The following is a 1,043-nucleotide window of genomic DNA, read 5'->3' on the forward strand; positions in this document are numbered from 1 at the left end:
GCTATTCCTATACTAAGAGATAAGTAAAAACTATGCTGATTTACTACAAATGGTTCTTCAGTTATACGAAATAGAGTTTTACACAAATCCAATAGCTGTTGCTCTGTTTGGTTATGGACAATGATCGCAAACTCATCACCACCTATTCTTGCTAGAGGAATAGTCGGTGACAGACATGTCCTAAAACGTTTGGCAACTTCTTTTAAAACCTTGTCACCAATCGAATGACCCAATGTATCATTAATAGTCTTAAAGCGATTTAAATCAATATACAGGAGCCCAAACTTATCCTGCGTTTTTTGTGCACGCTTAATAGATCTATCTAATTCTTGTTGGAAGAATATACGATTTCCAATCTCCGTCACCGTATCATGGAATGCAAGGTAATTTATCTCTTCCTGTTGTTGTTTCATCCTTGTTATGTCTTTTACCATTACATAGCTCCCAAAGGTTTGTCCTTCTATCATAATAGGAACTATAGTGACATACCAAAAGAGTATATCCTTCTCATTGTTATTTTTCACACGTAACTGTAGTGAAGATGAACTACATCGTTTCCCTTTCTTTATAGCTGCTTCCAATTCAGATTTATCTTCATCTAAAAAAATAGAGAAGCACTCTTTCCCTATTAATGCAGCACTTTCTTTTCCTAATAACATACTTCCAGCCTGGTTTATATTTAATACGATACCGTTTGAATCAATCGTTAAAATAGGATCCGGATGATACTCATATAATGACTTAAATCTCTCTTGATTTTTTACTAAATCATTAGATTTATTTATTAAATCCCTTGTTCTTTGAGATACTGTTTGTTCTAATTGATTATTAAACACTTTTAATGTTTTAGTTAACTCTTTGTTTTGCATTCGTACGATTGTATGACGAATCAGTACAAATACAAAAGCAATACAATTTCCCGTAATTAATGTAGCTGAAGAAGTTTGCTCTTTCAAAGTAAAGCCAATTAAGACTGCAACTGCAAGATAAGGGAATATACCAAGAAGTTTCTCTCCAAATGTCGGATTAATAATAAAATAATT

The 1,043-nt window shown here is 32.8% G+C and carries 1 protein-coding gene; it reads right to left on the minus strand.

Annotation, left to right across the window (positions count from 1 at the left end; translation table 11 throughout):
- Positions 1–1,043: diguanylate cyclase domain-containing protein (locus ACTFN4_RS30390; protein ID WP_439963344.1), on the minus strand; the 1,043-nt coding region annotated here is incomplete at both ends.

Origin of the sequence: Bacillus cereus group sp. MYBK95-2 (genome assembly GCF_051915225.1) — a bacterium.
Lineage (GTDB): Bacteria > Bacillota > Bacilli > Bacillales > Bacillaceae_G > Bacillus_A > Bacillus_A cereus.